Consider the following 23,147-nt stretch of genomic DNA (forward strand, 5'->3'; position numbering starts at 1 on the left):
CTTCACTATTCTGCGGCGTAGCAGCGGCGGCTGGCTTGCGGCGTTTACCAATATTTTTGGTATCACGATGGCGCTTTTTCACGCGCGGCTTCTCTTTTTCTTTCTCTTTTTTCTTCTCTTCGCGTTTAGCAAGAACCTTTTTCGACGGTTTGCCGGTCATTTTCTCGCTAGGCGGACGCGAACTCGGACGCAGCTCCTCAATCACCCGGGATTTCAGCGGCTCCTCAATGTAGCGGCCAATTTTCAGCAGCAGCAGGTGGTCGTGAGCTTCCACCAGAGAGATAGCCGTGCCTTTGCGTCCGGCGCGACCGGTGCGGCCAATACGGTGCAGGTAGGTATCGCCGCTGCGGGGCATGTCGAAGTTGAACACGTGGCTTACGTCAGGAATATCAATCCCGCGTGCCGCGACGTCAGTAGCGACCAGCACATTTACGCGGCCATCGGTGAGGCGTTTGATACCTTCAACACGCTTAGCCTGCGCCATTTCACCTTCCAGGTAGCAGTTAGGAATGCCCGCCAGGCGCAGCATTTCCGCCAGTTCGTGCACGCGCTCACGCTTACGAACGAAGACGATTGAGCGGGTAACGTCTGACTGCTGTAGAAGGTGTTTCAGCAGCGCCAGCTTGTGGTCAAAATTATCGGCGCGGTAGTACCACTGGTGAATCTTCTTACGCTCGCGGGTAGAAGGCGTGGCGGAAACTTCTACCGGGTCTTCCAGCAGGCGCTCCGCAAAGTCTTTAATGGCATCGCCTTCGAGCGTGGCGGAGAAAAGCATCGTCTGCTTGCGCCAGCGGGTTTCACCGGAAATATGCTCGATGTCCTGGGCAAAGCCCATATCCAGCATACGGTCTGCCTCGTCAAGGATGAGGGTTTCAACCGCACGGCAATCAAAGTTCTCTTCTTTAATGTATTGCAGCAGTCGCCCGGTGGTTGCCACCACGATATCCTGGTTTTCGCTGAACACCTCGGCGTGGTTCATATAGGCCACGCCGCCGGTAATGGTCGCGATATCGAGGTGAGTATGCTTCGCCAGTTCACGGGCGTGATCGGCAACCTGCATGGCCAGCTCGCGGGTTGGCGTCAGGATCAGAATACGCGGCGGGCCTGATTTTTTACGCGGAAAATCCAGCAGGTGCTGCAACGCGGGCAGCAAATACGCCGCCGTTTTACCCGTGCCCGTTGGCGCGGAACCGAGCACATCACGCCCTTCAAGCGCAGGCGGGATGGCGGCGGCCTGGATGGCGGTCGGGCGTGTGAAGCCTTTATCCTGGAGCGCGTCCAGCAGGCTTTCGTCGAGTTCGAGTTCGGAAAAAGTCGTTACAGTCATGTTCTACCTCTGTGTGGGGCGCTGATTATAGACGTTACGGCTGTAATCTTCATCTGTTTGTCTGCTTATTGCTTTTACCGCGTTACGCTTTCCCCTATGCTACCTCTGTTCACGGAAAGAGGTTGTAGAGATGTCCCACCCGAAGGCTCAGCTGCGTCGCGACGGCTTCACATTTAAATCCTTCTTTATTGCGCACGATCGCTGTGCTATGAAAGTCGGCACTGACGGTATCCTGCTTGGCGCATGGGCGCCAGTATCCCGGGCGAAACGCGTACTGGATATCGGTACGGGCAGCGGGCTGGTGGCCCTGATGCTGGCGCAGCGCACTCCTGAGAGCGTTAGCATAGATGCTGTCGAGCTTGATGAGCAGGCCGCTTCGCAGGCACAGGATAACGCACAGGCTTCGCCATGGGCAGGGCGTTTTACCGTTCACCACGCCGATATTCTTGCCTGGAGCGCCGGGCAAACGGTACGTTATGACCTGATTGTCAGCAATCCTCCCTTTTTTACCCAGGGGGTAAAGTGCGCCACGCCCGAGCGCGAGCAGGCGCGTTATACCACTACGCTCGATCACGGCGCGTTACTGGAGTGCGCGGCAGCGTTAATCACCGAGGAAGGGTTTTTCTGTGTGATCCTGCCGATAGAGATAAGCGATGCTTTTGTGCAAAAAGCGCTGGGTATGGGCTGGCACCTGCGTCTGCGTACCGACGTGGCCGAGTATGAAAACCGTCTGCCTCATCGCGCGCTGCTGGCTTTCTCGCCAGCCGACGGCGAGTGTTTCACCGACCGGCTGGCCATTCGCGGCGCCGATCAGCGCTATTCAGAGAGCTACACAGCGCTGACCCAGGCGTTTTATCTCTTTATGTAAGAGAGGGGCGAAAGCACTGTCGGGCCGCTCTCTGCCAGCTGGTCAGGGTAGTCCAGCGTGAAGTGTAATCCGCGGCTTTCTTTGCGCTGCATGGCGCTGCGGATAATCAGCTCGGCCACCTGCGCCAGGTTACGCAATTCCAGCAGGTTATTCGACACGCGGAAGTGGGCGTAATATTCGTCGATCTCCTGCTGCAGGAGCGTAATGCGCCGCAGCGCGCGCTCCAGCCGTTTGGTGGTGCGCACAATCCCAACATAGTCCCACATAAACAGCCGCAGCTCATGCCAGTTATGCTGGATAATCACCCGCTCGTCGGCATCGTCAACCCGGCTTTCATCCCAGCCTGGAAGCGTCTGCACTTCATGGGTAACGGGCATTCGCCGCGCAATATCTTCCGCGGCTGACCAGCCATAAACCAGACACTCAAGCAGCGAGTTGGAGGCCATGCGATTCGCGCCGTGCAGGCCGGTATAGCTGACTTCGCCTATCGCATACAGGCCATCGACATCGGTACGCCCGTGCTCGTCGACCATAACGCCGCCGCAGGTATAATGCGCGGCCGGGACAATCGGCACCCGATCCGTGGTTAAATCAATTCCCAGACCGAGCAGCTTCTCGTAGATCATGGGAAAATGCTCGCGCACAAACGCCGCTGGCTGGTGGCTAATATCGAGATACATGCAATCAACCCCCAGCCGCTTCATTTCATGATCGATAGCGCGGGCGACGATATCACGGGGCGCGAGTTCGCCACGCTCGTCAAAATCGGGCATAAAGCGGGAGCCGTCCGGGCGTTTAAGATGCGCGCCTTCGCCGCGCAGGGCTTCCGTCAGCAGAAAATTGCGCGCCTGCGGGTGAAACAGGGCCGTCGGGTGAAACTGGTTAAATTCCAGGTTGGCCACCCGGCATCCGGCGCGCCAGGCCATGGCAATCCCGTCGCCTGAGGCAATATCAGGGTTAGTCGTGTACTGGTACACTTTCGACGCGCCGCCCGTTGCCAGCACAACGGCTCTGGCGCGGCAGGTTTCGACCCGCTCTTTATTACGGTTCCAGACCCAGGCGCCTACCACCCGGCGCGTACCGGGCAGGCCGATTTTATCGGAGATGATTAAATCCACCGCGTTACTGCGTTCGATGACCTCAATATTAGGGTGATTGAGCGCTTTGCTGACCAGCGTGTTCTCTACCTCTTTGCCCGTGGCATCGGCGGCGTGCAGGATGCGGCGGTGGCTGTGGCCGCCCTCGCGGGTCAGGTGATAGCTCTGGGCTCCCTGCGCATCTTTTTGGGTATCAAACAGCACGCCCTGATCGATCAGCCACTGTACGCAATGGCGCGCGTTGCTGGCGACAAACTCTGCCGCCTGGCGCTCAACAATGCCAGCACCTGCGACCAGGGTATCTTCGACGTGGGACGCCACGCTGTCAGTTTCGTCAAACACGGCGGCGATACCGCCCTGCGCATAGAAGGTTGACCCTTCGCTTACCGGCCCTTTGCTCAGCACGATAACGTGATGATGTTCTGCGAGGCGCAGCGCGACTGACAGGCCCGCAGCCCCGCTACCGATAACCAGCACATCGCAAGAGAGATCAGAAGACGTATTCATGAGGTTGTGTTTAATTTACTAAACAAGGTTGCGCCAGCATAGCACTCCTGTCGCTTACTTCGCACGGTTTTTTACCGTTTAGTAAAACAGGCTAAACAGGATGCCCCTGTGAAGTACGGCTACACTATAAAAAAACCGTTTAGGCGCATATTGTTAGCGCATAATGATTAGGTGATGAAATAAAGCCAGTCTTGCGGTACTCTCTGGCGATCTGATGTGCTTTTCAACGGGAAGAGCGTGTTCGGGATGGGCAGACTTATAATGAGCCATAACGAAAAGTTTGCGGAATGATTTACAAAAACAAAAGCGTAACGGAACTTTTTAACAATCCTGCTCTCTAATTGGCTGCTTGCTCATAGTGCAGTATTGGAGTGGCGTTTCTATTACGCGTGGAAATTGGTTTTGGGGAGAATTTACCTCGGATGAGCGAGCAGTTAACGGATCAGGTCCTTGTCGAGAGGGTCCAGAAGGGAGATCAGAAGTCGTTCAACTTACTGGTAGTACGCTACCAGCATAAAGTGGCGAGTCTGGTTTCCCGCTATGTTCCTTCAGGGGACGTGCCTGATGTCGTACAGGAGTCATTTATTAAGGCTTATCGCGCGCTGGATTCGTTCCGGGGAGATAGTGCTTTTTATACCTGGCTATACCGTATCGCTGTAAATACAGCGAAAAACTATCTGGTTGCTCAGGGACGCAGGCCGCCATCCAGCGATGTTGATGCGATTGAAGCAGAAAACTTCGAAAGTGGCGGGGCGCTGAAAGAAATTTCGAACCCTGAGAACTTAATGTTGTCAGAAGAACTGAGACAAATAGTTTTCCGTACTATCGAGTCGCTCCCGGAAGATTTACGCATGGCAATTACGTTACGGGAGTTGGATGGTCTTAGCTATGAGGAGATAGCCGCCATCATGGATTGCCCGGTAGGGACAGTACGCTCACGAATCTTCCGTGCGCGTGAAGCTATTGATAATAAAGTTCAACCGCTTATCAGGCGTTGACGATAGCGGGATACTGGAAAAGGTATGAGGCATGCAGAAAGAACAACTTTCCGCTTTAATGGATGGTGAAACGCTGGATAGTGAACTGCTCGCAGAGCTGTCTCGCAGTCCTGAAATGCAGAAAACCTGGGAGAGCTATCACCTCATTCGCGACACAATGCGTGGTGATACCGCCAGCCACCTCCACTTCGATATTTCCGCGCAGGTTATGGCCGCGATCGAAAAAGAGGCCGCTCAGCCCGTAGCGCCATTGATTCCAGAAGCTCAGCCAGCGCCCCACCAGTGGCAAAAAATGCCGTTCTGGTCAAAAGTTCGTCCCTGGGCCAACCAGCTGACGCAGATGGGCGTAGCGGCATGCGTTTCGCTTGCTGTTATTGTTGGCGTTCAGCACTATAATGGTCAGTCTGAATCTACGCAGCAACCTGAGGCACCGGTGTTTAACACCCTGCCGATGATGGGTAAAGCGAGCCCGGTCAGCCTGGGCGTACCGGCTGATGCTACCGCCGACCTCGGCCAGCAACAGCAGGTTCAGGAACAGCGCCGCCGCATCAATGCTATGCTGCAGGATTATGAACTGCAGCGCCGCCTGCACTCCGAGCAGATTAAGTTTGAACAGGCGCAGACGCAGCAGGCCGCTGTGCAGGTGCCGGGAAATCAAACATTAGGAACGCAATCGCAGTAATGAAGCAACTTTGGTGTGCAATGCCTCTTGTGGCAGCAGGCCTGTTCTTCTCCAGCAACGCCTCGGCAGATGTCTCGTCCGGGGCGTTGTTGCAGCAGATGAACGTGGCGAGCCAGTCACTCAATTACGAACTGTCCTTTATTAGTATCAATAAGCAAGGGGTGGAGTCGTTACGTTATCGCCATGCGCGAGTTAACAACCAGGCGCTTGCCCAGTTGCTTCAGATGGACGGTCCCCGTCGTGAAGTGGTTCAGCGCGGTAACGAGATAAGCTATTTCGAACCGGGTCTCGAACCTTTTACCCTTAACGGCGACTACATCGTCGATTCACTCCCTTCGCTGGTCTATACCGACTTTAAGCGCCTCGCTCCCTGGTATGATTTTATCTCTGTCGGACGCACGCGTATCGCCGATCGCCTGTGCGAGGTGATTCGCGTTGTCGCCCGCGACGGCACGCGCTACAGCTACATTGTCTGGATGGACATGGAAACCCGTCTGCCCATGCGGGTCGATCTGCTGGACCGCGACGGCGAAACCCTGGAGCAGTTCCGCGTTATCGCGTATACCGTGGACGGGCAGGTTGCCAACAGTATGCAAACGCTGGCTAAGGCGAACTTGCCGCCGCTGCTTTCCGTCCCGCCGGGAAATGAGGTGAGCTTTAACTGGGCTCCCTCGTGGCTTCCGCAGGGCTTTAGCGAGGTTTCCAGCAGCCGTCGTCAGCTCCCTACCGTTGAGATGCCCGTTGAATCCAGGCTCTATTCCGACGGCCTGTTTAGCTTCTCGGTGAACGTGAACCGCGCCAGCCAGAATAGCAGCGACCAGATGCTGCGCACCGGGCGGCGCACGGTGAGCACCACCGTCCGTAACAATGCCGAAATCACTATCGTCGGCGAGTTGCCTCCGCAGACGGCGAAGCGCATTGCCGACAGCGTTAAATTCAGGGCGGCACAATGATTAAAGAGTGGGCGACTGTCGTCTCCTGGCAAAACGGCGAAGCGCTGGTGCAGTGCGATGTTAAAGCCTCCTGTAGCAGCTGCGCCTCCCGCGCTGGCTGCGGCAGCCGGGTGCTGAACAAACTCGGGCCACAAATGACCCACACCCTTGCCGTTCCCTGCGAGCAACCGCTGATTGCCGGTCAGAAAGTTGAACTGGGAATTGGCGAAGCCAGCCTGCTGAGTTCGGCGCTGCTGGTCTATATGTCTCCGCTGGTGGGGCTCTTCCTGATGGCCGGGCTGTTCCAGATGCTGTTCGCTCAGGATCTGCCTACGCTGTGCGGCGCAATGTTGGGCGGCGCAGGGGGCTTTTTAGTGGCCCGCTACCTGTCGCCAAAACTGGCGAACCGCAGCGAATGGCAACCGGTCATAATAAGCGTTGGCCTGCCGCCTGGGATATTACGCGTCGATGACGCGTCTGTCGAGTAACCTCTGTTGTAATTCTGGCGTAGTGGGGGAAGGGCGACGGCGGGTTTGTTGCCAGTTTGAGCATTTCCTCGCGTTGTGGTTGTAGTGTAGAATGCGGCGTTTCAGACTTTTGACGTCAGGCTCAGCACCGCGGCCTCTTAGTTACTCGTAAGGCAAAAAATCTCTCTCTATGAAGAATATACGTAACTTTTCGATCATTGCTCACATTGACCACGGTAAGTCGACGCTCTCTGACCGTATTATCCAGATTTGCGGCGGCCTGTCCGATCGCGAAATGGAAGCCCAGGTGCTTGATTCGATGGATCTGGAGCGTGAACGCGGCATTACTATCAAAGCACAAAGCGTTACGCTGGATTACAAAGCATCTGATGGCGAAACCTATCAGCTGAACTTTATCGATACCCCCGGCCACGTTGACTTCTCTTATGAGGTTTCCCGCTCGCTGGCGGCCTGCGAAGGCGCGCTGCTGGTGGTGGATGCCGGCCAGGGCGTTGAGGCGCAAACGCTGGCAAACTGCTATACCGCCATTGAAATGGATCTCGAAGTGGTGCCGGTACTGAACAAAATCGACCTGCCTGCCGCCGATCCGGAGCGCGTCGCCGAAGAGATTGAAGATATCGTCGGTATCGATGCCACCGATGCGGTGCGCTGCTCGGCGAAAACCGGCGTGGGCGTCACCGATGTGCTTGAGCGCCTGGTGCGCGACATCCCGGCGCCGGAAGGGGACCCGGATGCGCCGCTGCAGGCGCTGATCATCGACTCCTGGTTCGATAACTACCTGGGCGTGGTATCACTTATCCGCGTGAAAAACGGCACCCTGCGTAAAGGCGATAAAGTGAAGGTGATGAGCACCGGCCAGACCTACAACGCCGATCGCCTGGGGATTTTCACGCCAAAACAGATCGACCGCACCGAGCTGAAATGCGGCGAGGTAGGCTGGCTGGTCTGCGCGATCAAAGACATTCTGGGCGCGCCGGTGGGCGATACCCTGACGCTGGCGCGTAACCCGGCTGACAAGGCGCTGCCTGGCTTTAAAAAAGTGAAGCCGCAGGTTTACGCCGGGCTGTTCCCGGTGAGTTCCGATGATTATGAAGCCTTCCGCGACGCGCTGGGTAAGCTGAGCCTTAACGACGCCTCCCTGTTCTACGAGCCGGAAAGCTCGACCGCGCTGGGCTTTGGTTTCCGCTGCGGCTTCCTCGGCCTGCTGCATATGGAGATCATCCAGGAGCGTCTGGAGCGCGAATACGATCTCGACCTGATCACGACCGCGCCGACGGTGGTCTATGAAGTAGAGATGACCAACAAAGAGGTTGTCTATGTGGATAGCCCCTCCAAGCTGCCGCCGCTTAACAACATCAATGAACTGCGCGAGCCGATTGCGGAGTGTCATATGCTGTTGCCGCAAGAGTATCTGGGCAACGTCATCACCCTCTGCGTAGAAAAACGCGGCGTGCAGACCAATATGGTTTACCACGGCAATCAGGTGGCGCTGACTTACGACATCCCGATGGCGGAAGTGGTACTCGACTTCTTTGACCGTCTGAAATCCACTTCGCGCGGCTATGCCTCGCTGGATTACAACTTCAAACGCTTCCAGGCGTCGAACATGGTGCGTGTTGATGTGCTGATCAACGGCGAGCGCGTGGATGCGCTGGCGCTGATCACCCACAACGATAACGCGCCGTATCGTGGCCGCGAGCTGGTTGAGAAGATGAAAGAGTTGATTCCGCGTCAGCAGTTCGATATCGCGATTCAGGCTGCCATTGGCAACCATATTATCGCCCGTTCGACGGTGAAACAGCTGCGTAAAAACGTACTGGCAAAATGCTATGGCGGCGACGTGAGCCGTAAGAAAAAGCTGCTGCAGAAACAGAAAGAAGGTAAGAAGCGCATGAAGCAGGTCGGTAACGTTGAACTGCCGCAGGAAGCGTTCCTCGCCATTCTGCACGTGGGCAAAGACGGCAAATAATCCTAAGGAGTTGGCATGGCGAACATGTTCGCCCTGATCCTGGTCATTGCGACCCTGATTACGGGCTTTTTATGGTGCCTGGATAAGTTTATTTTTGCGCCGAAACGCCGCGAGCGTCAGGCCGCTGCGCAACAGGCCACGGGCGATGCGCTGGATAAAAAAACGCTGAAAAAAGTGGGCCCGAAACCGGGCTGGCTGGAAACGGGCGCGTCGATCTTTCCGGTGCTGGCGATTGTGCTGGTGGTGCGCTCATTTATCTATGAGCCGTTTCAGATCCCGTCCGGTTCGATGATGCCGACGTTGCTGATCGGCGATTTTATTCTGGTAGAGAAGTTTGCCTACGGGATTAAAGACCCTATCTACCAGAAAACGCTTATCGAAACCGGTCACCCAAAACGGGGCGATATCGCGGTCTTTAAATACCCGGACGATCCGCGTCTTGACTACATCAAGCGTGTAGTTGGGCTGCCGGGAGACAAAGTCAGCTACGACCCCATCACTAAACAGGTTACGGTTCAGCCAAACTGCAGTTCAGGGCAGGCCTGTGATAATGCGGTGCCTGTAACGTACAGCAACGTAGAGCCGAGCGATTTCGTGCAGACTTATGGCCGCCGTGAAGGCGGGGAAGCCAGCAGCGGCTTCTTCCAGACGCCGAAAAACGAAACCCGCGAAGACGGCATCCGTCTGGGCGAGCGTAAAGAGACGCTGGGCGATGTGACGCACCGTATTCTTACCGTGCCTATCGCTCAGGACCAGGCCGGCCTCTATTACAAGCAGCAGAACCAGCCGCTGGCAACCTGGATTGTGCCGCCTGGCCACTATTTTATGATGGGTGATAACCGTGACAACAGCGCCGATAGCCGCTACTGGGGCTTTGTTCCCGAGGCGAATCTGGTCGGGCGCGCCACGGCGATCTGGATGAGTTTTGAGAAACAGGAAGGCGAATGGCCGACCGGGGTACGCTTAAACCGTATCGGCGGCATCCATTAATCTTCTGTCAGGTGCGGAGTCATTCTCCGCACCTGAATTATTTAAGCTATAAATCCATTCAGACTAACGACATCCCCTGTCGTTACGTATAGAATATTCCCCCGAAGTTTCAGGCTGGCTCTCCAGGGGGCCACAGCACACGAAAGCGCGTTGTATACGTTATTTCCGCACTCCAGGGGCGGCGTATTTCAGGTCGGTTTCGTGTGCTGCATTGTTGACGCATTCATTCTATTGGTATCGCATGAACCCCATCGTAATTAATCGGCTTCAGCGGAAGCTGGGCTACACTTTTCATCATCAGGAGCTGTTGCAACAGGCATTAACGCACCGCAGTGCCAGCAGCAAACACAATGAACGGCTTGAATTTCTTGGCGACTCGATTTTGAGCTTTGTTATTGCCAATGCGTTGTACCACCGTTTCCCGCGCGTTGATGAAGGCGATATGAGCCGGATGCGCGCGACGCTGGTGCGCGGCAATACGCTGGCGGAGATCGCCCGCGAGTTCGAACTGGGCGAGTGTTTACGTTTAGGGCCGGGTGAGCTGAAAAGCGGCGGTTTCCGCCGTGAATCGATTCTGGCTGATACCGTTGAAGCACTCATCGGCGGGGTCTTCCTGGACAGCGATATCCAGACCGTTGAAAAACTGATCCTGAGCTGGTATCAGACGCGCCTTGATGAAATCAGTCCTGGCGATAAACAAAAAGATCCGAAAACGCGGTTGCAGGAATTTTTGCAGGGTCGTCATCTGCCGCTGCCATCTTATCTGGTGGTGCAGGTACGTGGCGAAGCACACGATCAGGAATTTACTATCCACTGCCAGGTTAGTGGCCTGAAAGAACCGGTGGTAGGCACAGGTTCTAGCCGCCGTAAGGCTGAGCAGGCCGCCGCCGAACAGGCGCTGAAACAACTGGAGCTGGAATGAGCACTGAAGATACTGAAAAAAGCTACTGCGGATTTATCGCCATCGTTGGTCGTCCCAACGTGGGGAAATCCACCCTGCTGAACAAACTGCTTGGGCAGAAGATCTCGATCACTTCCCGTAAAGCGCAGACCACTCGCCACCGTATCGTCGGTATCCATACCGAGGGGGCGTATCAGGCTATCTATGTGGATACGCCGGGCCTGCATATGGAAGAGAAGCGCGCCATCAACCGCCTGATGAACAAGGCGGCCAGCAGCTCCATTGGCGACGTTGAGCTGGTTATCTTTGTGGTCGAAGGCACCCGCTGGACGCCGGACGACGAGATGGTGCTCAACAAACTGCGTGACGGTAAAGCCCCGGTCATTCTGGCGGTCAATAAAGTGGACAACGTGCAGGAAAAGGCCGATCTGTTGCCGCACCTGCAGTTCCTTGCAAGCCAGATGAACTTCCTCGATATCGTACCGATCTCAGCGGAAACAGGCATGAACGTTGATACGGTCGCGGGCATTGTACGCAAGCACCTGCCGGAAGCGATTCACCACTTCCCGGAAGATTACATCACCGACCGCTCCCAGCGCTTTATGGCCTCGGAAATTATCCGTGAGAAGCTGATGCGTTTTCTCGGCGCGGAACTGCCTTACTCCGTTACCGTTGAGATCGAACGTTTTCAGACCAACGAACGCGGCGGTTACGATATCAACGGTCTGATCCTCGTTGAACGCGAAGGGCAGAAAAAGATGGTGATTGGCAACAAAGGGGCCAAAATCAAAACCATCGGTATTGAAGCGCGTGAAGATATGCAGGAGATGTTCGAAGCGCCGGTGCACCTCGAACTGTGGGTGAAAGTGAAATCCGGCTGGGCCGACGACGAACGCGCGCTGCGTAGTCTCGGTTATGTCGACGACCTCTGAGTTTCATACGCTATGGAAGGGTGGCAGCGCGCGTTTGTCCTGCACAGTCGCCCCTGGAGCGAAACCAGCCTGATGCTGGACGTCTTCACGGAAGAGTCGGGCCGCGTGCGTCTTGTAGCAAAAGGCGCGCGGGCTAAACGTTCTAACCTGAAAGGCGCGCTGCAGCCTTTTACCCCCTTACTGGTGCGCTTTGGCGGGCGCGGCGAAGTTAAAACGCTGCGCAGCGCTGAGGCGGTTTCACTGGCGCTGCCCCTCTCCGGCATCACGCTTTACAGCGGTCTCTACGTTAATGAGCTTATCTCCAGGGTGCTGGAACACGAGACCCGCTTTTCAGAACTTTTCTTTGATTACCTGCACTGCATTCAGGCCCTTGCTGGCGCTACAGGCTCGCCAGAGCCAACGCTCCGGCGCTTCGAGCTGGCGCTGCTGGGTCATTTAGGTTACGGCGTCGATTTCTTGCACTGTGCGGGCAGTGGTGACGAGGTTGAAGACGGTATGACCTATCGCTACCGCGAAGAGAAAGGGTTTATCGCAAGCGTGGTGATTGATAACAACACCTTTACCGGCCGGCAGCTGCGCGCCCTCTATGAGCGCGATTTTCCCGATGCCGACACCCTGCGGGCGGCAAAACGCTTTACCCGGATGGCGTTAAAGCCGTATCTTGGCGGCAAACCGTTAAAGAGCCGCGAGCTCTTCCGCCAGTTTGTGCCAAAGCGGTGACAATACAGGCTGAACGGCAGGCTTTTCCCCCCTCGCCCTTTTGGGGGAGAGGGTCGGGGTGAGGGGAACATAAATTCTCACGACAAAAAAACAGAGGATTGTCATGGCTGAATTACTCTTAGGCGTTAACATCGACCATATCGCCACGCTGCGCAATGCGCGCGGCACCGCCTACCCTGACCCGGTTCAGGCGGCGTTCATCGCCGAGCAGGCGGGAGCGGATGGCATCACCGTGCATCTGCGTGAAGATCGTCGCCATATCACCGACCGCGACGTGCGCCTGCTGCGCCAGACGCTTGACACGCGTATGAATCTGGAGATGGCGGTTACCGAAGAGATGCTGAAAATCGCCGTTGAGACCCGGCCTCATTTCTGCTGCCTGGTGCCGGAAAAACGCCAGGAGGTGACCACCGAAGGCGGGCTGGACGTGGCCGGTCAGCGTGACAAAATGCGCGACGCCTGTTCGCGCCTCGCGGAGGCGGGCATTCTGGTGTCGCTCTTTATTGATGCCGACGCCGATCAAATTAAAGCCGCCGCGGAAGTTGGCGCCCCCTATATTGAAATTCACACCGGCTGCTATGCGGATGCTAAAAATGAGGCCGAACAGGCGAAAGAGCTGGCGCGCATCGCTAAAGCGGCAACCTATGCGGCAAGCCTGGGGCTGAAAGTGAACGCCGGTCATGGCCTGACCTACCATAACGTGCAGGCTATCGCCCGGCTGCCGGAGATGCATGAGCTTAATATCGGTCACGCCATTATTGGCCGCGCGGTAATGAGCGGCCTGAAAGAGGCGGTGGCGGAGATGAAACGTCTGATGGTGGAAGCGCGTCGGTAATGGCTATCCTGGGGCTCGGCACGGATATCGTAGAAATCGAGCGCATTGAAGCGGTGATCGCCCGTAGCGGCGATCGGCTGGCGAAACGCGTGCTCAGTGAAAACGAATGGGCTCTCTATCAGGCGCATCAGCAGCCGGTACGTTTTCTGGCCAAGCGTTTTGCGGTTAAAGAGGCCGCAGCTAAGGCGTTTGGCACCGGTATACGTAACGGGCTGGCTTTCAACCAGTTTGAGGTTTATAACGATGAACTGGGTAAGCCGCGTCTGCGCTTCTGGAGTGAGGCGCAGCGGCTGGCGGAGCGTATGGGCGTGCGTGCGACCCACGTCACCCTGGCGGATGAGCGCCACTACGCCTGCGCGACGGTGATTATCGAAAGCTAAATTTTATCCGCGTGGTGCAGCTGTACGAACTTATCCCACAGCTGCTCCTCGCTCTCCATCCGGGCGGGATCTTTTAAGATAGTGTTTGGAATCGGGCACACTTTCTGGCAGGTAGGCGTCTCGTAGTGGCCGATGCATTCGGTGCAGCGGTCGCTGTTAATCTCATAAATGCTGTCGCCCATAGAGATAGCCTCATTCGGACACTCCGGCTCGCACATATCGCAGTTGATGCATTTTTTAGTGATTAACAGCGCCATCAGGAAATTCTCAATAACCTCACTTAAACAGGCCGGGCATTATACGCGCATTTTCTCCGCGAAACATAATTTTTACGCAGTGGGCTGCGCGTCATGGCTGTAAAAATGTTTAATCTGCGACAGCAGGCAGAGCATCGGCTCATCCAGCAAAAGCTCATTGTTATGCACCAGCATCACCGAATGAAAAAAGGCGGGAACCGATAACGACATCAGGCGCACGTTTTTAGGCGCGGATGAACGGCAGACGGAGCGGGTAATAAGAGCAATGCCTATTTGCGCCTGCGCATATTCCAGGCAGGAATAGTGGTTGTCCAGCTCGCAAATAATATTCGGTATAACTTTCCTTTTATTTAACTCACTGTTAATAACATTCCTTAACAATAATGTCTCATTAAGCACAATAAGCGGCTGATCGTTTAACTGCTCAAGGGAAAGGCGCGTTTCCTGCGCCAGAGGGTGGCTCACAGGCACGGCGGCGATAATTTCATCTTCGAAAAGCACGGTCGCACTCAACTGGGCCGGGATAACGGTCTGGTAGACAATGCCTATCTCCAGCGTGTTGGCGACGATATGCTTCACCGTTTGCTCGGTGGATAGCTCTTTTACGTTCAGGGATATTTCAGGGTGAAGGCGGGTAAACTGCCCGAATACCGGCAGCGCCAGATGGCTGCCGGACACCCCCAGCAGGATCCTGTCGCGCTGCTGATGGAGATAGGGCAGCAGATCATTTTCCGCATTTTTGAGCGCCAGCATTATTTTTTCCGCATGCTGTTGCAGAATAGCCCCCGCTTTTGTTAATTCTATGTTTCTTCCTTTTCGGCGAAAGAGAATAGTTTTCAGTGATGTTTCCAGCTGTTTTATTTGTTGGCTTAATGTTGGCTGAGTAATAAAAAGCCGGTTGGCTGCGCGACCATAGTGCCGTTCATCGCACAGCACAAGAAATGACTGGAGCTGTTTAATATTCATTATAAGTATCGCCATAGATAAAATTTTCCTATAGGCATTATAAAAAATACCAAATTGTCTGCCCATATGCCTTTTTTTAAACTGTGATCAGTATTTTTTAAAAAGGTGAAACAAATGGCAACGTCAATAAATCGATGGGGGATGCTTGCGGCGCACGTCTGTATAAATTTTGTATTAGGCGGCGTCTATGCATTTAGCTTTTTCAAAACCCCGATGATGGAACAGTACCATTGGGACCCGGCCACGCTGGCGCTGGCCTTCTCAATTAATATGGGCATTATCCCGATTCCCATGATATGGGGCGGTAAACTGATCGATAACGGTAAAGGGAAGCAGGCGATTGTTATCGGCGGCATCCTTTTTTCCGCCGGTTTTATTTTGTCAGGCTTTGTTACCACCCTGCCGGGATTATTTATCACCTACGGGCTGGTAGCAGGCCTGGGCTCAGGGCTGGCGTTTACCGGTAACCTGAATAATATCCTCAAATTCTTCCCCGACCGTCGCGGTCTTGCCAGCGGCATTGTGCTGGCGGGCGTTGGCTGCGGCACGCTGATTTGCACCCGTCTTGCCGAATATTTCATGGGGCTAACCCAGGATATTAGCCAGGCGCTGCTGTACCTTGGCGTGGTCTATCTGGTGGTTATTTTTATTGTGCAGTTTTTTATCCGCAGCGCGCCTGCGAAAGACAGCGGCGGCATTGCCGCCTCGCCGATGGATAAAGATTACCGCATGATGCTGAAAGACACGCGCTTCTGGCTGCTGTTCGCCATTCTTGGGCTGGGTGTCTTCTCCGGGATGGTCATCAGCTCCACCTCCGCGCAAATCGGTATGGCGCAGTATGGCCTTGCTTCCGGAGCGCTGGTGGTCAGCCTGGTCTCTATTTTCAACTCCGTCGGGCGTCTGTTCTGGGGAGGTGTGACGGACAAACTGGGCGGCTATAACACGCTGGTGGTCGTTTACCTCTTTACCTGCCTTTGCTTTGCGTTGCTGCTGGCCTTCAACGGCAACACGGCCGTCTTCTACTGCTGCGCCCTTGGCGTCGGGTTCGCCTACGCCGGGATTCTGGTGATTTTCCCCGGCCTGACCAGCCAGAATTTTGGTATGCGCAACCAGGGGCTTAACTACGGCTTTATGTACTTTGGCTTCGCCGTCGGCGCCGTTATCGCCCCTTATGTGACCTCTGCGATGGATAAGTACACCGGCAGCTACAACCCGGTATTCATCTTAACCATTGTCCTGTTACTGGTCGGTGTCGTCCTGACAATGGTGACGAAATCTTACGCAACGAAAATTGTGCAAAAAATTAATCAGCCTGTTTAAAGGAGTCTGTAATGAAAATAGCTATTGCCGGTGCAGGCGCTATGGGATGTCGTTTTGGCTATATGTTGATGGACGCAGGCGCGGATGTAACGCTTATTGACGGCTGGCAGGCGCATATTGACGCCATTCGCCAGCAAGGGTTGTACGTTGAAACGGAAACCACGCAAAAACATTATCCGATTCCGGCGATGCTGGCGGATGAGGCAGAAGGCCACTTCGATGTGATCATCCTCTTCACTAAAGCCATGCAGATGGAGAGCATGCTGAAAAAAATCCAGCCTGTGCTTGGTTCGGCAAAAGTGGTGATGACCCTGTCCAACGGCCTTGGCAATATCGATACGCTGGCGAATTACGTGCCGCGTGACGTGATTTACGCCGGGGTGACGTTATGGTCATGCGAGCTGGAAGGGCCGGGCCATATACGCGCCACGGGTTCGGGGAACATTGAACTGCAACCCATCGCCAGCAGCGATACGGCAATGGAAGAGCAGGTGGTGGCGCTGTTTAACCGGGCAGGTCTGAATACAGAAATCAGCGAGAACGTGCTGTTATCTATCTGGAAAAAAGCCGCCTTTAACAGCGTAATGAACACCTACTGCGCCCTGCTGGACTGCAACGTGGGCGAATTTGGCAAGCTGACGATGGCGCTGGACCTGGCCACCTCAGTGATAAAAGAGTTCGTGCAGGTAGCCGTCAGCCAGGGCATTCCCCTTACCGAAGAGATGGTGCTGAATACCGTTAAGAAGGTCTTCGATCCTCGCGAAAGCGGCCATCACTACCCCTCAATGCATCAGGATCTGCAAAAGGGGCGGCTGACTGAAATCGACTATCTGAACGGCGCGATTGCCCGTATCGGCGAGCAGGAGAACATCCCCGTGCCGGTAAACCGCCTGCTGACGCAGCTTATCCACGCGAAAGAACAGCGCTAGCCCCACCAGCCCCCTGCATGCAGGGGGCTCTAAATCAGTTTTTTCACCAGTTCTTCACTGTGGCGGATCCGCTCCGGCGCATGTTCAATATCCTGCTGTACCAGCGCCATAAAAAGCAGGTCGGTCAGCATCATCTGCGCGCTGGTGGAGGAGATTGCCGCACTTCGCGTCGCCTGTTCCTCGGCGATAGTGTAGAGGCAGTGGCTGGCGCGCTGTTGCAGGGCGTTGGGCGTAAAGCCGGTGATCGCCAGGATCTTCGCCCCCACCCGCAGCGTCTCGTCGGCGGCCATATTGATCTCGCGCCGCGTCCCGGAGTAGGAGACAGGCAGTAATAAATCCTGCGGCCCCATCGCCTGTACCGTCGCCAGCAGAGCATGCATATCCTGCTCGGCCACCGCGTTAAGGCCGATTTTCATCAGCTTCCAGCTAAAATTACGCGCCACCAGCCCGGACGCGCCAATGCCGGTGAGGACGATACGCCGCGCGCCCTGCAGCATTTCCACCGCCTGACGCAATTTTTCTTCGCTGTTGACGTCCAGCGAAGCGCGCATGGCGCTGAGATTCTCGTGGATCAATTTTTCGCCCACCACCCGCAGCGGATCGTCGCCGCGAATCTGGTTGTGGACGGTCACCGCCAGCGGTTCCGGGTTGCTTGCCAGCGCCTCGCTTATCGCCAGTTTCAGCGCCGGGAACCCTTTAAAGCCAAGCTTCTGGGCAAATTTCACCACGCTCGACTGGCTGACACCCGCTTCGGCGGCCAGCTGTTGCGAGCTGAGATGGCGGGCGCGATCCGGCTCGGCCAGTAAAAAATCCGCCAGCCGTTTATCGCTGCGGGCAAAGGCGGCATAACGCTGACGGATACGAATCAGGCAGTTCATAACGTCTCCGAAGATAAATTGTGATCGTTACAGGAAATACGCGTTTGTCGCAGGCGGATGAATTTTATATTCCATGTTATCGTTCTATTATGAATTAAAAATTCTTAAGGAACAAAAAATGAATCTTGGCGCACTGGTTTCTGAAACGCGTAATCCCCAAACCATGGATCTCGACGCGCTGTCCACCCTCGACCTTGTCACCCGTTTCAACGAGCAGGACGCGCTGGTGGCGCAGGCGGTTAAAGCCACGCTGCCGCAGGTCGCCCGTGCGGTAGACGCCGCCGCGACGGCGTTAAAAGCGGGCGGCAGGATAATTTATATGGGCGCGGGCACCAGCGGACGACTGGGCGTACTTGACGCTTCCGAGTGCCCGCCGACCTTCGGCGTGCCGCACGGGCTGGTGGTGGGGCTGATTGCGGGCGGTCCGGGCGCGCTGTTAAAAGCGGTAGAAGGGGCGGAAGACAATGCCCAGCTTGGTGAAGACGACCTCGTCGCGCTGTCGTTGACGCCGCACGATCTGGTGGTGGGGCTCGCCGCATCGGGGCGCACGCCCTATGTTATCGGCGGGCTGAAATATGCCCGGCGTACCGGTTGTACTACGGTTGCCATCTCCTGTAATCCCGACTCGCCCATTGCTCATGAAGCGGAGATCGCCATCTCGCCGGTGGTCGGCCCTGAGGCGCTGACCGGCTCCACGCGGCTTAAGTCGGGCACGGCGCAAAAACTGGTGCTCAATATGATCTCCACCGGCGCGATGGTGAAGTTCGGTAAGGTCTATCAGAACCTGATGGTCGACATGAAAGCCAGCAATATCAAACTGGTGGATCGCGCCTGCCGCATGGTGATAGAGGCAACCGGCGCTTCCCGCGACGAGGCGGAAGCGGTGCTGCGCCAGACCGATTTTGAGGTAAAACCCGCCATTTTAATGATTCTCACCGGGCTGGACGCGCAGGCGGCCAGAGCCAGACTCAGCGCTCACCATGGTTTTTTACGGGCGGCTTTAAACAACTAAGAGGCGTTTATGGAAAAAACAGCAGCGCTTGCCGATGCCATTCTCAGCGGCGTGGGCGGCCAGGGTAATATCCTGCGGCTCGAAAACTGCATGACCCGCGTGCGCGTCGAGGTGAACGATGAGGCGAAGCTCGACCTGCCGCGCTTAAAGCAGCTTTCCGGCATTAGCGGCTATGTTAAGCAGGGGCAGCAGCATCAGTTTATTGTCGGGCCGGGCAAGGCGGCGCAGGTGGTGGACGCGATGCGCGCGCAGATGAGCGGTGCAGCACCAGCAGCGTTCGATGAGGTCGAGCGAAATAAAGCGCAGGCGAAAGCGCGCTACAAAGCGCCGATGAGCGATGCGCTGCGCAAGCTGGCGAATGTGTTTATCCCGCTTATTCCGGCGTTTATCGCCTCCGGCCTTATCACCGGCATCATCAACATTCTCAAGCGTCCGGATATTGTCGGCGATTTTGCCACCCATTATCCGAACCTGCTGGGGCTGCTGGCTATCTTCGGCAGCGCCGTCTTCGCCATTATGAATATTCTGGTCGGGGTGAATACGGCGAAGGTCTTTGGCGGATCGCAGGCGCTGGGGGGCGTGATGGCCGGTATCCTTTCCAGCCCGCAGTTGGCGCAAATTACCCTCTTTGGCGAGGCGCTACAGCCGGGGCGCGGCGGGGTTATCGCCGTCCTGCTGGTGGTGGCGCTGATGTGCTGGATTGAGAAGAAATTCCGCGCCGTTCTGCCAGGCTCTATCGAGCTTATCCTCAACCCGTTATTAACCACTCTGATTGCCGGTACGGTGGCGATTCTGGCGCTGCAGCCGCTGGGCGGCGTGATTTCCGAGGCCATCGCCCACGGCGCGTCATGGGCTATCGATCGCGGCGGCATCCTGGTGGGGGCGGTGCTGGCGGGCGCATTCCTGCCGCTGGTGCTGACGGGGCTGCATCAGGGGCTGGTGCCCATTCATGTTGAACTGGTGCAGGCGCACGGCTACAACGCCCTGTTCCCTATTCTGGCGATGGCCGGGGTAGGGCAGGTCGGGGCGGCCATCGCGGTGCTGCTGAAAACGCGCAATGCCCGGCTTAAAAAGGTGATTAAAGGGGCGCTGCCGGTAGGGCTGCTGGGCATTGGCGAACCGCTGATCTTCGGGGTTACCCTGCCGCTGGGCAGGCCGTTTCTTGGCGCCTGTCTGGGCGGCGCGGTCGGCGGCGCGCTTATCAGCTACTGGAAAGTGGCGACGGTGATTACCTTTGGCATTTCAGGGCTGCCGCTGGCTTTAACCATCGTAACCGGAAAAGTGATGCTCTATCTGTTAGGCTATTTAGTAGCGGTTATTGCCGGGTTTGCGTTTACCTGGCTATTGGGCTTTAACGATCCAGAGGAGTAACATTTGGCTACCAGCGAGCGTCGCGTCGTCTTTTTCGATCTTGATGGCACCCTGCACCAGCAGGATATGTTTGGCACCTTTTTGCGTTATCTGCTGCGCCATCATCCCCTTAATGTTCTGCTGGTATTGCCTTTGCTGCCCGTTATCGGCGTGGCGCTGTTAATAAAAGGGCGCGCCGCGCGCTGGCCGATGAGCCTGCTGCTGTGGGGGTGCACCTTCGGCCACAGCGAAGCGCATCTGCAGGAGATGGAACAGAAATTCGCCACCTGGTTTCGCGGCCACGTCACGGCCTTTCCGGTAGTACAGGAGCGGCTTACCAACTATCTTGCCGCCTCTGACGCCGATATCTGGCTTATCACCGGCTCGCCGCAGCCGCTGGTGGAGAAGGTCTACTTCGACACCCCCTGGCTGCCGCGGGTGAATATTATCGCCAGCCAGATTGGCCGCGGGTACGGCGGCTGGGTGCTGACCATGCGCTGCCTTGGCCACGAAAAAGTGGCGCAGCTGGAGCGCAAAATCGGCACCCCGCTGCGTCTGTACAGCGGCTACAGCGACAGTAAGCAGGACAACCCGCTGCTCTATTTCTGCCAGCATCGCTGGCGGGTCACCCCCCACGGTCAGCTCCAGCAACTGGAATAGACCTGCATGCCCTGAATGATAATGTGCATTGCCATAAGGGGTGTGTATAATGCGCCCCGCCTGTTAACTGGAGTGCCCCCCTTGTCTGATACTGAACTCAACCATGAATACTGGATGCGCCACGCCCTGACCCTGGCGAAGAGGGCATGGGATGAGGGGGAAGTGCCGGTCGGCGCGGTGCTGGTGCGTGATAATCAGGTGATTGGCGAGGGCTGGAACCGCCCGATCGGCCGCCACGATCCCACCGCCCACGCCGAGATCATGGCCCTGCGTCAGGGCGGAATGGTGCTGCAAAACTACCGCCTTATCGACACCACCCTGTACGTTACCCTGGAGCCGTGCGTGATGTGCGCGGGCGCGATGGTCCACAGCCGCATCGGGCAGTTAGTTTTCGGCGCAAGGGATGCAAAAACCGGCGCCGCCGGTTCGCTGATGGACGTGTTGCACCACCCGGGTATGAATCATCGCGTCGAACTGACCGAAGGGGTGTTGCGCGACGAGTGCGCCGCCCTGCTAAGCGATTTTTTCCGGCAGCGCAGGCTGGAGAAAAAAGCGCTGAAAAAAGGCCCGCTTATTTAGCGTCGTTGTGTGGCGCGGTCGTCTGGTCCGGCAACGCCAGAGGATTAGGCGGGAAGGCGTCGGGGAGGGTAAAGGCGCTAAAAGGCAGCGCGCGCAGGCCTGGGGGCGTTATCTCCTTAGCGGTCACCACCGGATACCCCCGCGCCATTTTCGCCGCCTGCGCCGCCTCTTTCTCTTTTTCCTGCAGATAACCCACCAGGCTGATTTCGTACTTACGAATATTTTCCACGTAGGCGTAGGCTTCATGGCCGCGGGCATAGCCATAGGTAAGCTTGCTGTAATAGGGCTTCTGGCTCAGCAGCGGCAGGCGCTGTTTTACGTCGGTCCAGCTGTCGGGGTTGCCTTTGGTTTTCGCCGTCAGCGCGCGGGCGTCCAGCATATGGGCATAGCCCATATTATAGGCGGCGAGGGCGAACCAGATGCGCTCCTCCGGCGGTACGCTCTCCGGCACTTTCGCCATCATATCCTGCAGATAGCGCGCGCCGCCGCTGATGCTTTGTTCCGCATCGGTACGATCCGTCAGCCCCAGGCTCTGGGCGGTGTTTTTAGTTAACATCATCAGGCCGCGCACGCCGGTGGGGGAGGTGGCCTGGGTATCCCAGTGGGACTCCTGATAAGAGATGGCCGCCAGCAGCCGCCAGTCGATATTCTCGGCGTATTTCATAAACAGCGGCTGCAGTTCCGGCAGCACGCTGTCTACCGCCCGCAGGAAGCTGCGAGTATCCACGTAGTCAAAATCGTCGCCGTGGCCCAGGTACTTCTCTTCCAGCCGCGCCAGAGTGCCGTCTTCATTGATATTGTTGAAAAAATCGAGCATGGCCGCCGACAGCGTGTTGTCGTTGTCTTTTGGGCTAAACCAGGTGACCGGCTGTTCATCGCTGATATCAAGGGCCACCGCCAGCTCCGGATGGACCCGCTGGAAAAGACTGACCGCCACCGAGTCGGCGACGGTATAGCTCAGCTCGCCGCTGACGACGCGCTCCAGCAGAGCGGTGGTGCCCTGACTGGCGTCCACCTTCCAGCTTAAATCCGGGTATTTTTTCTCTTTCAGCTCCCGTAGCTCATTAATCGCAACATGGCCCGGCGCAACCGTTAACTGCGCGTCGGTAACCGTCGCCAGCGTGCGTGGCCGGTAGCTGCCGACACGATAAACCAGCTGCTGCGAGACCCAGTAATAGACCGGCCCCGGCTGGTAGTTTTTTATCCTGTCGCTGTTATAGACCAGCCCGGCGGCCAGCATATCGGCATTGCCATGGTCGAGATCGTCAAAGAGCTGATTGATATTTTGCCGCACCGTCACGGTCAGCTTAACGCCAAGGTAGCTGGCGAACTGCTGCGCGAGTTCGTAATCCAGCCCGTAGGGTTTGTCGCCGTTGCTGTAGGTCATCGGCGAGGCGATGGTGCTCACGCGCAGCTCGCCCCGCGCTTTGATAGCCGCGATGCGGTTATCGGCTTTGCCGAACCAGGGAACGGAGGGCCACAGAGCCGCTGCCAGCAGCAGGGTGACAATGCCGATGAGCAGATAATTAAGCTTAAATTTTTTCAATCAGTTAATTCTCTGCGTCGCGTG

The 23,147-nt window shown here is 56.4% G+C and carries 25 protein-coding genes; 19 read left to right on the forward strand and 6 right to left on the reverse strand.

What is annotated here, in order from left to right:
- Positions 1–1,327, reverse strand: a 1,327-nt coding sequence (gene srmB / locus ENTHG_RS00385) for an ATP-dependent RNA helicase SrmB (RefSeq protein WP_071825774.1), incomplete at its 3' end; no start/stop codon positions are given.
- A 130-nt stretch (positions 1,328–1,457) separates the two neighbouring features.
- Between srmB and trmN the strand changes: the two genes are divergently transcribed.
- Entirely contained in the window at positions 1,458–2,195 is a 738-nt protein-coding gene (gene trmN, locus ENTHG_RS00390) for a tRNA(1)(Val) (adenine(37)-N(6))-methyltransferase TrmN (protein ID WP_044172198.1), read from the forward strand.
- Here trmN and nadB read toward each other — a convergent pair.
- Entirely contained in the window at positions 2,180–3,799 is a 1,620-nt protein-coding gene (gene nadB, locus ENTHG_RS00395; RefSeq protein WP_044172201.1) for an L-aspartate oxidase, read from the reverse strand. The two genes, trmN and nadB, sit on opposite strands and share 16 nt — an antisense overlap.
- 366 nt (positions 3,800–4,165) lie before the next feature.
- On the opposite strand from nadB, the gene ENTHG_RS25920 reads away from it, so the two are divergent.
- From ENTHG_RS25920 to acpS, 12 genes are all read left to right on the forward strand, one after another.
- Positions 4,166–4,225 (forward strand): hypothetical protein, encoded by a 60-nt coding sequence (locus ENTHG_RS25920; RefSeq protein WP_237567466.1) that lies wholly within the window; start codon positions 4,166–4,168, stop codon positions 4,223–4,225.
- The gene (rpoE, locus tag ENTHG_RS00400; RefSeq protein ID WP_044172203.1) at positions 4,222–4,797 is read left to right on the forward strand and encodes an RNA polymerase sigma factor RpoE; all 576 of its coding nucleotides are present in this window, start codon (positions 4,222–4,224) and stop codon (positions 4,795–4,797) included. Before ENTHG_RS25920 ends, rpoE begins: the two co-directional genes overlap by 4 nt.
- A 31-nt stretch (positions 4,798–4,828) precedes the next feature.
- On the forward strand, positions 4,829–5,479 hold the full coding sequence (gene rseA, locus ENTHG_RS00405; protein WP_044172206.1) for an anti-sigma-E factor RseA: 651 nt from the start codon (positions 4,829–4,831) through the stop codon (positions 5,477–5,479).
- Entirely contained in the window at positions 5,479–6,432 is a 954-nt protein-coding gene (gene rseB / locus ENTHG_RS00410) for a sigma-E factor regulatory protein RseB (RefSeq protein ID WP_044172209.1), read from the forward strand. The genes rseA and rseB overlap by 1 nt, the downstream gene beginning before the upstream one ends.
- On the forward strand, positions 6,429–6,899 hold the full coding sequence (gene rseC, locus ENTHG_RS00415; RefSeq protein WP_044172213.1) for a SoxR-reducing system protein RseC: 471 nt from the start codon (positions 6,429–6,431) through the stop codon (positions 6,897–6,899). The genes rseB and rseC overlap by 4 nt, the downstream gene beginning before the upstream one ends.
- A gap of 169 nt (positions 6,900–7,068) precedes the next feature.
- Positions 7,069–8,868, forward strand: coding sequence for a translation elongation factor 4 (gene lepA, locus ENTHG_RS00420; RefSeq protein WP_044172216.1), 1,800 nt, complete (start codon positions 7,069–7,071; stop codon positions 8,866–8,868).
- Between the two features lie 15 nt (positions 8,869–8,883).
- The gene (gene lepB, locus ENTHG_RS00425; protein ID WP_044172218.1) at positions 8,884–9,858 is read left to right on the forward strand and encodes a signal peptidase I; all 975 of its coding nucleotides are present in this window, start codon (positions 8,884–8,886) and stop codon (positions 9,856–9,858) included.
- 241 nt (positions 9,859–10,099) lie between these two features.
- A complete protein-coding gene (rnc, locus tag ENTHG_RS00430) occupies positions 10,100–10,780 on the forward strand; it encodes a ribonuclease III (protein ID WP_044172221.1) in 681 nt (226 codons plus the stop codon).
- Positions 10,777–11,691 carry a GTPase Era gene (gene era, locus ENTHG_RS00435; protein WP_044172223.1) on the forward strand — a complete coding sequence of 305 codons (915 nt, stop codon included), beginning with the start codon at positions 10,777–10,779 and terminating at the stop codon, positions 11,689–11,691. The genes rnc and era overlap by 4 nt, the downstream gene beginning before the upstream one ends.
- A gap of 12 nt (positions 11,692–11,703) precedes the next feature.
- Entirely contained in the window at positions 11,704–12,411 is a 708-nt protein-coding gene (gene recO, locus ENTHG_RS00440) for a DNA repair protein RecO (protein ID WP_044172228.1), read from the forward strand.
- A gap of 103 nt (positions 12,412–12,514) precedes the next feature.
- Positions 12,515–13,246: a pyridoxine 5'-phosphate synthase gene (gene pdxJ / locus ENTHG_RS00445; RefSeq protein ID WP_044172231.1), complete on the forward strand. Its 732-nt coding sequence runs from the start codon at positions 12,515–12,517 to the stop codon at positions 13,244–13,246.
- The gene (gene acpS, locus ENTHG_RS00450) at positions 13,246–13,626 is read left to right on the forward strand and encodes a holo-ACP synthase (RefSeq protein WP_044172234.1); all 381 of its coding nucleotides are present in this window, start codon (positions 13,246–13,248) and stop codon (positions 13,624–13,626) included. Before pdxJ ends, acpS begins: the two co-directional genes overlap by 1 nt.
- Here the strand turns inward: acpS and ENTHG_RS00455 are convergent.
- Positions 13,623–13,883 carry a YfhL family 4Fe-4S dicluster ferredoxin gene (locus ENTHG_RS00455; protein ID WP_044172237.1) on the reverse strand — a complete coding sequence of 87 codons (261 nt, stop codon included), beginning with the start codon at positions 13,881–13,883 and terminating at the stop codon, positions 13,623–13,625. The two genes, acpS and ENTHG_RS00455, sit on opposite strands and share 4 nt — an antisense overlap.
- A gap of 72 nt (positions 13,884–13,955) precedes the next feature.
- The gene (locus ENTHG_RS00460) at positions 13,956–14,849 is read right to left on the reverse strand and encodes a LysR substrate-binding domain-containing protein (RefSeq protein ID WP_044172240.1); all 894 of its coding nucleotides are present in this window, start codon (positions 14,847–14,849) and stop codon (positions 13,956–13,958) included.
- 114 nt (positions 14,850–14,963) lie between these two features.
- On the opposite strand from ENTHG_RS00460, the gene ENTHG_RS00465 reads away from it, so the two are divergent.
- Both ENTHG_RS00465 and ENTHG_RS00470 read left to right on the forward strand, forming a co-directional pair.
- The gene (locus ENTHG_RS00465; RefSeq protein ID WP_044172243.1) at positions 14,964–16,169 is read left to right on the forward strand and encodes an L-lactate MFS transporter; all 1,206 of its coding nucleotides are present in this window, start codon (positions 14,964–14,966) and stop codon (positions 16,167–16,169) included.
- 11 nt (positions 16,170–16,180) lie between these two features.
- On the forward strand, positions 16,181–17,098 hold the full coding sequence (locus tag ENTHG_RS00470; protein WP_044172245.1) for an oxidoreductase: 918 nt from the start codon (positions 16,181–16,183) through the stop codon (positions 17,096–17,098).
- Positions 17,099–17,127: 29 nt separating this feature from the next.
- Here ENTHG_RS00470 and ENTHG_RS00475 read toward each other — a convergent pair whose 3' ends face one another.
- A complete protein-coding gene (locus ENTHG_RS00475) occupies positions 17,128–17,976 on the reverse strand; it encodes a MurR/RpiR family transcriptional regulator (protein ID WP_044172248.1) in 849 nt (282 codons plus the stop codon).
- A gap of 118 nt (positions 17,977–18,094) precedes the next feature.
- On the opposite strand from ENTHG_RS00475, the gene murQ reads away from it, so the two are divergent.
- Genes murQ through tadA form a run of 4 tightly spaced genes read left to right on the forward strand, consistent with a single transcriptional unit; the run spans position 18,095 to position 21,577 of the window.
- The gene (gene murQ, locus ENTHG_RS00480) at positions 18,095–18,988 is read left to right on the forward strand and encodes an N-acetylmuramic acid 6-phosphate etherase (RefSeq protein WP_044178809.1); all 894 of its coding nucleotides are present in this window, start codon (positions 18,095–18,097) and stop codon (positions 18,986–18,988) included.
- A 9-nt stretch (positions 18,989–18,997) separates the two neighbouring features.
- Complete coding sequence (locus ENTHG_RS00485) at positions 18,998–20,359, forward strand: PTS transporter subunit EIIC (RefSeq protein ID WP_044172252.1); 1,362 nt, start codon at positions 18,998–19,000, stop codon at positions 20,357–20,359.
- A 3-nt stretch (positions 20,360–20,362) separates the two neighbouring features.
- Positions 20,363–20,998 carry a phosphatidylglycerophosphatase C gene (gene yfhb / locus ENTHG_RS00490; protein ID WP_044172255.1) on the forward strand — a complete coding sequence of 212 codons (636 nt, stop codon included), beginning with the start codon at positions 20,363–20,365 and terminating at the stop codon, positions 20,996–20,998.
- Between the two features lie 21 nt (positions 20,999–21,019).
- Positions 21,020–21,577, forward strand: coding sequence for a tRNA adenosine(34) deaminase TadA (tadA, locus tag ENTHG_RS00495; protein WP_106403166.1), 558 nt, complete (start codon positions 21,020–21,022; stop codon positions 21,575–21,577).
- Here tadA and mltF read toward each other — a convergent pair.
- Positions 21,570–23,123, reverse strand: a complete 1,554-nt coding sequence (gene mltF, locus ENTHG_RS00500; protein ID WP_044172262.1) for a membrane-bound lytic murein transglycosylase MltF — start codon at positions 23,121–23,123, stop codon at positions 21,570–21,572. The two genes, tadA and mltF, sit on opposite strands and share 8 nt — an antisense overlap.
- Positions 23,124–23,147: the final 24 nt, after the last annotated feature.

It is taken from the genome of Phytobacter massiliensis JC163, from assembly GCF_000321045.1.
Lineage (GTDB): Bacteria > Pseudomonadota > Gammaproteobacteria > Enterobacterales > Enterobacteriaceae > Phytobacter_A > Phytobacter_A massiliensis.